The 8,473-nt window shown below is 60.4% G+C and carries 7 protein-coding genes and 1 pseudogene; 5 read left to right on the top strand and 3 right to left on the bottom strand.

What is annotated here, in order from left to right; all coding sequences use genetic code 11:
• Window positions 1-122: 122 nt before the first annotated feature.
• The 4 genes from M3O22_07390 to M3O22_07375 all read left to right on the top strand — a co-directional run bounded on the left by M3O22_07390 (window position 123) and on the right by M3O22_07375 (window position 5,697).
• Window positions 123-2,219, top strand: a complete 2,097-nt coding sequence (locus M3O22_07390; protein ID MDP9196569.1) for a thioredoxin family protein — start codon at window positions 123-125, stop codon at window positions 2,217-2,219.
• Window positions 2,220-2,780: 561 nt separating this feature from the next.
• Window positions 2,781-3,029, top strand: coding sequence for a hypothetical protein (locus tag M3O22_07385; GenBank protein ID MDP9196568.1), 249 nt, complete (start codon window positions 2,781-2,783; stop codon window positions 3,027-3,029).
• A 181-nt stretch (window positions 3,030-3,210) separates the two neighbouring features.
• A complete protein-coding gene (gene aspS, locus M3O22_07380; protein ID MDP9196567.1) occupies window positions 3,211-5,013 on the top strand; it encodes an aspartate--tRNA ligase in 1,803 nt (600 codons plus the stop codon).
• A 135-nt stretch (window positions 5,014-5,148) separates the two neighbouring features.
• Window positions 5,149-5,697: a sigma-70 family RNA polymerase sigma factor gene (locus M3O22_07375; protein MDP9196566.1), complete on the top strand. Its 549-nt coding sequence runs from the start codon at window positions 5,149-5,151 to the stop codon at window positions 5,695-5,697.
• A gap of 15 nt (window positions 5,698-5,712) precedes the next feature.
• Here the strand turns inward: M3O22_07375 and M3O22_07370 are convergent, their stop codons facing one another.
• From M3O22_07370 to M3O22_07360, 3 genes are all read right to left on the bottom strand, one after another.
• A complete protein-coding gene (locus tag M3O22_07370; protein MDP9196565.1) occupies window positions 5,713-6,147 on the bottom strand; it encodes a hypothetical protein in 435 nt (144 codons plus the stop codon).
• A gap of 4 nt (window positions 6,148-6,151) precedes the next feature.
• Window positions 6,152-6,451 carry a DUF883 C-terminal domain-containing protein gene (locus M3O22_07365; GenBank protein MDP9196564.1) on the bottom strand — a complete coding sequence of 100 codons (300 nt, stop codon included), beginning with the start codon at window positions 6,449-6,451 and terminating at the stop codon, window positions 6,152-6,154.
• 67 nt (window positions 6,452-6,518) lie between these two features.
• Window positions 6,519-7,799 carry an aminotransferase class I/II-fold pyridoxal phosphate-dependent enzyme gene (locus tag M3O22_07360; GenBank protein MDP9196563.1) on the bottom strand — a complete coding sequence of 427 codons (1,281 nt, stop codon included), beginning with the start codon at window positions 7,797-7,799 and terminating at the stop codon, window positions 6,519-6,521.
• A gap of 252 nt (window positions 7,800-8,051) precedes the next feature.
• Between M3O22_07360 and M3O22_07355 the strand changes: the two are divergent.
• Window positions 8,052-8,317, top strand: a pseudogene (locus M3O22_07355) (acyltransferase).
• The last annotated feature ends 156 nt before the right edge of the window (window positions 8,318-8,473 follow it).

Genomic DNA, 8,473 nt, shown 5'->3' with positions numbered 1-8,473 from the left:
GCCACGGGCCCTGAAGCGGGGAGGGGGGAGGAGGGGAACCGGAAGCCATGCTGCATCTGCCGCTGTAAATGGATCTGGCCGAACGTATCAATTTTTTTCCCCGGCGTATATAATCCGGTCTCATGATGAAATTCGGCCGATGCAGCGTTCCGGGGCAGTCCGGATTTTCCCTTGCCATTCTCTGTCTTCTGGCAGTCTTGGCCGTGTTTCCGGCACAGGCGCGGGAGTGGCAGGTTTTCCCCGAAGTCCGCGCCCGGCTGGTTCCGGCCATCAGCGGGATGGGCACCCTTGAATCTTTTCCGGTGACCCTGGAGATCCGGCTCAAACCCGGCTGGAAGACCTACTGGCGCTCACCCGGCGATGCGGGCTTGCCCCTGTCTGTGGACTGGACCGAATCCACAAATGTGGATGAGACAATGATGCTGTGGCCGGCGCCCCGCCGCTTTTCCTTTCAGGGAATCAGCACGACGGGCTACGAGACGGCAGTGGCCTTTCCGGTCCTCATCCGTCCTGAAGATCCCGAAAAAACAATCAGCCCGAAGGCCAAAGTCAGCATTCTGGTGTGCGAGGAACTGTGTCTGCCGCGGGAGTTTGCCCTGGCGCTGGATCTTCCCCCCGGACTGGCTGCCCCGGATCCCGAGGGGATGCTGCTGTACGATGAGGCTATGGCCCGGGTTCCGGCGGCTCTGACAGACCAGGCGGATATTACAGAGACCCGGGTCCAGGTGAGTGGAAATGCCATCCAGGTCACCCTGACCGGGGGAAAGCCTTTTTCTTCACCCGATGTGTTTCTGGAAGCCCCTGGCCTCTCCGGCCTGCCTGAGCCGCAGATCACAATGTCCATGGACGGCCGCCATGTCATGGCCACCTTTGCACCTGTGTCCGGAATCCTGTCCCCCGGAGCGCCCGTCACCATCACCCTGGTGGATGGGGACAGGATGGCCGAACTTCACGCCACTGCCGTTGGGGACGAAGCGCCGGTTCCCGCTCCGTCCCGCTCGCTGGCCGCCATTCTGGGCCTGGCTGTCCTGGGCGGACTGATCCTCAACGTCATGCCGTGTGTCCTGCCGGTCCTGTCGCTCAAGCTGATGGCGGCCCTGCGCACCCGGGGGAAGGAAAGACGGCATGTGCGCCAGGGATTTCTGGCCACCGCCGCCGGGATCATCATTTCCTTCCTGGTTCTGGCCGCTGTGGCCATGGGCCTGAAGGCGGCCGGCGCCAGCGCGGGCTGGGGCATCCAGTTCCAGCAGCCCCTGTTCCTGGTGTTTCTGCTGGCCCTTTTGGTGGTTTTTACAGCCAGCATGGCTGGCCTTGTGGAGATCACTCCGCCCCGGCGCCTGATGGATGCCCTGTCCCGGGGACGGCACCATGAGGGCCTGGCGGGAGATTTCGCAGCCGGCCTTTTCGCCACCCTGATGGCCACGCCGTGCTCGGCCCCCTTTCTGGGAACAGCGGTCAGCTTTGCCCTGGCGGGAAGCATGGCGGACATCGCGCTGGTGTTCCTGGCCCTGGGCACAGGCATGGCGCTGCCCTGGCTGGTTGTGGCGGCGTTCCCCTGGCTGGTGTCTCTCCTGCCCCGTCCGGGGCCGTGGATGGTGATCCTGCGCCGGATCCTGGCGGCCGGACTGGCGCTGACAGCCCTGTGGATCCTGTCAGTGCTGGCCACGGTGACGGGAGAGGTTCTGCTGTCATTGCTGCTGGCCATGGCCCTGGTGCTGGCGCTGATCCTGCTGACCGTCCGGTCCCGGGGCAAGCCCCCCCGCAGGCCGGTGATGGCAGTCCGCATCATTCTCTGTCTTGTGGTGGTCTGTGGCCTGGCGGGGGTGCTGCATCAGGCTGGTCGTTCCGACGCCCCCCTGTCTGTGGATTCCCGCTGGAACCTTCTGGATGAACAGGCCATCCCCGGACTTGTGGAAGATGGACAGGTGGTTTTTGTGGATGTGACAGCGGACTGGTGCGTCACGTGCCAGGTCAACGAAAGGCTGGTGCTGGAGCGTACCGCAGTGGCCGACCGGATTTTCGGGGAAGGGGTCACAGCCATGCAGGCCGACTGGACCCGCCCGGATCCCCGGATCGCGGCGTTCCTGCAGAGGCACGGCCGCTATGGCATTCCCTTTACCATGGTCTATGGTCCTGCCGCGCCGGATGGCATCGTCCTGCCCGAGCTGCTGACAGTCCGCACAGTCCTGGACGCGCTGGACCGCGCGGGGAGACGGTGACGGTCTGTTTCTGTCCGGCGTCGACGCTGTTTCAGCGGGCAGTTTTGTAATCCTGAGCGAAGCGAAGGATCTTTTACAGGTAACAGGATCCTTCAGTCGCATTCGCTCCTTCAGGATGACAGGGGCACAAAAGCAGATATCCCTGCCCAGGAAACAGTGCGGTTTTCAGGGTTTCGGTTGCCGTTCGCGCACTCCAAAAGCAAAGGCCATAGACGAAGGCGAATTCCTTGCTGGTACCAGGAATTTTCAGTGTGAACACTGCCATGACCTTTCCCCCTGCTTTCTGTTGTCCGTTATTCCGGTTGCATTACGGGCATTCTGACAGCCGGTGGTTAATTTTCCGTTTCGTGCTTCTGTTCCTGATTTGAGGTAAATTTTCCTTAACAGGATGATTTTTTCCCTCTAATGAGAGGGCTCCACATTCATAATGGAGGAAAAAACCAGGTATTATATGAGTGAAGAAGCCTAGGAACAACTCAGGCGGGCCAGGGAGGGGCTGGCGCGCCAGGCAGCCGAAAAGAGGCTGCAAGGAAGGGCCTGCCGGCCCCTGCCGCCCTTCCTGTGCCCGCAGTTCCGGAAAAATTCCCGAAGGTATGGCCCAAGCGATATAACTGGGAACTGGCAGCTGATCTTCTCGCCAAAGGTTTTACAGCCACCGAGGTGGCCCGCAAGCCGGGCTGTCACAGGCGGTCCGTGTTTTTCGCATTGAAACGCTCGCCCGCCCTGCGCTTCCTGGCCGACAAGCTGGACCTGACCCGCGCTGACTACACCCTGCTGCGGGACGGTGCAGCCAGACCGGACCAGAAATGAAAAAACCCTTACAGGAAAAGGATTTTTAGGGAAAACAGGGTGTGCAGTTATGGTGGGATTAAAGTGCAGTTATGGTGCAGTCAGGGAGGTTATGGTGCAGTGGGCAGAGGAAGGCGTTGTCCTTGACAAAAATGGCCCGGACGGGGATTGTGCAGCGGTTCTTTTCCGGGAAATAAACACCATGACACATCCCTATCGCACCCACACCTGCGGCCAGCTTCGTCCCGAACATGCCGGCCAGACCGTTCGCCTGTCCGGCTGGGTCCATCGCAAGCGCGACCACGGCAACCTGCTGTTCATTGACCTGCGCGACCATTACGGCCTGACCCAGTGCGTGCTCGACACCTCCAGCCCGCAGTTCAAAACAGCCGAGAGCGCCCGCACGGAATCGGTCATTACCGTCACCGGCACCGTCATCAAGCGCACGCCCGAAACTGTCAACGACAAGCTGCCCACCGGCCATGTGGAGGTCCAGGTGCAGGACATGGTGATCCAGTCCATGGCTGAGCCCGTACCGCTGCAGGTCAATTCCGACCAGGACGCGGGCGAGGAGATCCGCCTGAAATACCGTTTCCTGGATCTGCGGCGCGAGAAGATGCAGCGGAACATGAAGCTGCGCAGCCATGTGATTGCCTCGCTGCGCCGCCGCATGATCGAGCAGGGCTTTACCGAATACCAGACGCCCATCCTGACCGCGTCCAGCCCCGAAGGCGCCCGTGACTATCTGGTGCCCTCGCGCCAGCATCCGGGCAAGTTCTATGCGCTGCCCCAGTCGCCGCAGCAGTTCAAGCAGCTGCTGATGGTGGCCGGGTTCGACCGCTATTTTCAGATTGCCCCCTGTTTCCGGGACGAGGATAGCCGCGCGGACCGTACTGCCGGCGATTTCTATCAGCTGGATTTCGAGATGTCTTTCGTCACCCAGGACGATGTTTTCGCCGCTATCGAACCGGTCTTCCACGGCGTATTCGAGGAATTCTCCAGCTTCACCGGCACCAAAAAATCCGTCAGCCCCTGGCCGTTCCAGCGGATCACCTACGCCGATTCTATGTTGAAATACGGCAACGACAAGCCGGACCTGCGCAACCCGTTGCTGATCACCGATGTGACCGAAGTCTTCAAACGCCCCGATGTGGAGTTCCGTGCGTTTCGCTCCGTGATCGACAAAGGCGGTGTGGTGCGCGCCATTCGCGCTCCCGCTGTGGCAGACAAACCCCGCAGCTTCTTCGATAAACTGAATGACTGGGCGAAGGAACTGGGCGCACCGGGCCTCGGCTATATCCTGTTCGAAGGCGGCACCGGCAAGGGCCCCATCGCCAAGTTCGTACCTGACGCGGCCCAGGCCCAACTGCGGGACATGGTGGGCGCGAAGGACGGCGACGCGGTGTTCTTCGTGTGCGATCTGGAGCTGCCGGCCGCGAAACTGGCCGGCCACGCCCGCACGCGCATCGGGGAAGAGCTGGGCCTGATCGACAAGCACAAGTTTATCTTCTGCTGGATCGTGGATTTCCCCATGTTCGAGTGGAACGAGGATACCAAGCAGATCGACTTCAGCCACAACCCGTTCTCCATGCCCCAGGGCGGGCTGGAAGCACTGAACGGCAAGGACCCGCTGCAGGTGAAAGCGTTCCAGTACGACATTGCCTGCAACGGTATCGAGCTGTTATCAGGCGGCATCCGCAACCATAGCCCCGAGATCATGGTCAAGGCGTTCCAGATTGCGGGGTACACCGCAGAACAGCTGGAGACGCGCTTTGGCGGCATGCTGTCGGCCTTCCGGCTGGGCGCGCCGCCCCACGGCGGGGCTGCGCCGGGCATCGATCGCATGATCATGATGCTGGCGGATGAGCCCAACATCCGCGAGGTCATCCTGTTCCCGCTGACGCAAAAAGCCGAGGACCTGATGATGCAGGCGCCCAACACGGTCACGGACAAACAGCTCCGCGAACTGAGCATCCGCGTGGAATTGCCGAAGGGCAAAGGATAACTTCGAATTACCCCAAATAATAAATCAATATTGATAAGTCGTAACAGGTATTACGACTATATTCATACTTGTCGTGACTCCGGCGGATTCCTATAGTCCTGTATATCCATAACAGGGTGACAGGGAGGTGTTCCGATGGATCGTGCCGCAGGTGCCAGTCCGGGCCAGAAGAAGGATCCAGGGTCCCTCTCTCCTGAAGAGATCGGGAACCTTCTGCAGGCTGAAATGCCTGTTCTGTGGCGTTTTGCCCGCAGCCTGTCCGGCTCCCCCGACCGGGCTGACGACCTGGTCCAGGACACTATGGAACGGGCCCTGTCCCGGTTCGACACCTTCACGCCCGGCACCAACCTGCGGGCCTGGCTGTTTACTATCCTGCGCAACAGCCACATCAACAATATCCGCCGGGCCCGCCAGACATACGAACCGCCGGAAGTCATGGATGTCCTGATGCCGCCGGTCCAGGCCTCCCAGGAACACAGCCTCATGATCCGGGACCTGTCCCGCGGTCTGGGCCAGCTGAGCCAGGACATGCGCGATGTGGTCCTGCTGGTTGGTATGGAAGGCACCAGCTATGACGATGCGGCCAGAATTCTGGGTGTGCGGGTGGGGACAGTAAAATCCCGCCTGTGCCGCGGTCGGGATGCCCTGCGCAGCCACATGGACTCCGGCCGGGCATCCCATTAAGTCTGGCCACTGAAACTAGAAAAGCCGCTTTCCAAGAATAAAGCCGGTCAGGGCCGCGATGGCCACCGCTGTGCCGGGGTGCTTGCGGACAGGCTCGGCCAGGTCTCCCTCCAGCAGGGACAGGGCCGACTGGATGGCCTTGCCGGCATCCCGGGGAGCCTTCATGATCCTTTTGCGCCGGTACAGGCAGACAGCCCACGCGGACAGGGCCACCAGCAGGGCTGTCCCGATACTCAGCAGCCCCGTTATCGCAACTGCCATATCAACCGGAAACCGGGCCGACAGGGCCAGCCAGGCGGCATACAGCAGGAGTACAAGTCCCAGACTGCCAAAGAACAGGATTACAACAGCCACCGCCCGCCCCGCCCGGCTTGTGCCTGACAGGGCAGGGCGGCCCTGCAGGACCATGTCTGCAACGACATGCTCCACAAGGCGTCCTGCGATACTCATGAGCCTATCTCCGTCTCAGGAGAAAACTCAGCACCGCGCCGGCGGCAACGGCAATGCCCAGGCTCTGCAGCGGCCGGGCCCGGACTTCCTTTTCCAGATATTCCCCGGTGCGGCCCATGAAGGACCGCAGGTCCTGCATCTTTTCCATGGCGCCGTTCATGGCCGACCGGGCGATTTCCCGGGCGTCCTCCTTCACGTGCTGGCCCAGGGCCACGCCGCTGTCCTTCAGGGATTTATAGGTTTCGCTTCCGTTCCCGTGTCCGCGGGTTCCGGCATTTTCGGATTCGTTCTGTACTCTGGCCATGGCTCGTCTCTCCTGTTCTGGCGTTGACACAGGGGAGGAACACCCGGAACCGGAAAAGGTTCCCTTCTCAGCGTGCGGCAACCCGGACCAGCTGACCGCAGGCCCGCTGGATGCGCCGACAGGCTTCTGCCACCCTCTCCGGCGGCTCGTTGGCAAAGCACATCCTGATCCAGAATCCTTCGGCCGGGCTGTCGTCTTGAGCCGGGGTCATAAAGGGACTGCCCGGCACCAGGGCCACAAATGCCTGTTCAAGCAGGTACCGGACCATGTCCCCGTCGTTCCGGATAACAGTGCCTCCGGGCCCTCTTGCATCCATATACGCTTGGCAGCTGAACCAGACGTAAAGGCCGCCTTCCGGGCTGAAGCAGTGCAGGCCGGCGTCCTGCAGGGCCGGGATCACGAAATCCCGCGTCTTCTGCAGGGCCGCGACGACGGAGACCACAAAATCTTCCGGAATTTTCAGGGCCGCTTCTGCACCGGCCTGGGAGATGTTTGCAACCTGAGTGTCGCTGTTTGCCCGGACTGCATCAATCATGGCGATCAGTGTCCTGCCGCCGTTCCGGATGGTGCTTGCGCCCCACCCGATACGGGCGCCGGGCAGGGCGAAAGACTTCGCCAGCCCGTCAACAAACAGGGTCCGGGAATAAAGCCCGGGTTCCAGCCGGGCAAAGGTGTTTCCGTCAAAAACCAGCCTGCTGTAGATCTCGTCCGTCAGGACCATGACATGGGAGCACTCCGGGCGTTTCAGGATGTCACTGATCTCCTGCATGTTTCCGGCGGAAAAAACCTTGCCGGTCGGATTGCCGGGGGAATTCAGGACAAGCCATTTCGTTTTGGGTGTGATGGTCTTTGCCAGCGCGTCAGGCTCAATCCTGAAGCCATCTTCGGCAGAGGTTGTGATATACCGGGGAACAGCCTCGTAATACCGTATCATTTCAGGGTATGAGGCCCAGAAAGGACTGATCAGGATAACCTCGTCACCCTTCTCCAGTGTTGCCGCAAGGGCCTGGAAAATAACAGCCTTGGCTCCCGCTCCGAACGTCACCTGATCAGGCGTGAACAGCAGGCCCTGCCGTTCGTAGTGTCCGCACAGGGCCTGGCGGAGGTCGAGGCGGCCGGCAGTGTGGGTGTAAGGAAACGCTCCCCTGTCGATTTCGGCATGCATCGCAGCTGTGACGGCAGGGGGGATTTTATGGATGGGCTGCCCGACGCCAAGGTCGATGAGATCATGCCCCTGTTCCCTGAGCCGGCTGACCAGCGCAGCAGTTGCCAGGGTTGCCAGAGGCTTCATGTCCAGGACCCTTCTGGAAAACAGGCTGGAAGAGAAAAGTTGATCCTGAAAACCCATGATTGTCGCTCCTGAAAAACTGGCACCCTGAAAAAGCAGGGAGCCAACGTAGCATCCTGCCAGCAGGAATTGGCAGCGGTTTTACTTTGCATGAAATCCGGCCGTCAGGGCTGGCGGCAGATCAGGCTTCAGGCGTTGCCACCGGGAACCATCCGGTCATTTCCTGCAGAAGCTGTGCGGCTTGACAAAGCCCTGCCAGTATAGGACATGGTTGTCTGAATTTTCCCATAGTAAGTAAAATAATTTTTTATGATGCCTTCTCTGACGAACAAAAATACCAGAACCTATATGCCCTGGATCGACGGGCTGCGTGCGGTTTCTGTCATCGCCATAGTACTCTTTCATCTGGACATATCGCTTTTCAGGGGCGGTTTCATCGGTGTCGATATTTTTTTGTCATATCCGGCTATCTGATCACAGGCATCATCACGCGCGAGATCGAAGCTGGCCAGTTTTCCTTCGCCGGTTTTTATGGCCGCAGGATCAGGCGCATATTTCCGGCCCTTTTCGTCGTGCTCTTTTTTACGTCCCTGGCTGCAATCCTGTTTCTGGGCCCCCGGGGGAGTACACTGATTTCTTCAGGGCCGTCCGTTATGCCAGCGGATCTGTTTCCAATTTTCTTTTTAGCGGGGAGGCAGATTACTTCGCCGCCGGGCATGACAGTTCCCCCCTGC

The organism is Pseudomonadota bacterium, from assembly GCA_030775045.1.
Taxonomy (GTDB): domain Bacteria; phylum Pseudomonadota; class Alphaproteobacteria; order JALYJY01; family JALYJY01; genus JALYJY01.
This window is presented reverse-complemented; position numbering and strand designations above follow the sequence as displayed.

What these genes read in the sequence shown, in the direction of transcription:
- M3O22_07375 (MDP9196566.1), top strand. Translation starts at nt 5,149, where the DNA reads ATGGATCGTGCCGCAGGTGCCAGTCCGGGCCAGAAGAAGGATCCAGGG.
- M3O22_07360 (MDP9196563.1), bottom strand. Translation starts at nt 7,799, where the DNA reads ATGGGTTTTCAGGATCAACTTTTCTCTTCCAGCCTGTTTTCCAGAAGG.
- M3O22_07390 (MDP9196569.1), top strand. Translation starts at nt 123, where the DNA reads ATGATGAAATTCGGCCGATGCAGCGTTCCGGGGCAGTCCGGATTTTCC.
- M3O22_07365 (MDP9196564.1), bottom strand. Translation starts at nt 6,451, where the DNA reads ATGGCCAGAGTACAGAACGAATCCGAAAATGCCGGAACCCGCGGACAC.
- aspS (MDP9196567.1), top strand. Translation starts at nt 3,211, where the DNA reads ATGACACATCCCTATCGCACCCACACCTGCGGCCAGCTTCGTCCCGAA.
- M3O22_07370 (MDP9196565.1), bottom strand. Translation starts at nt 6,147, where the DNA reads ATGAGTATCGCAGGACGCCTTGTGGAGCATGTCGTTGCAGACATGGTC.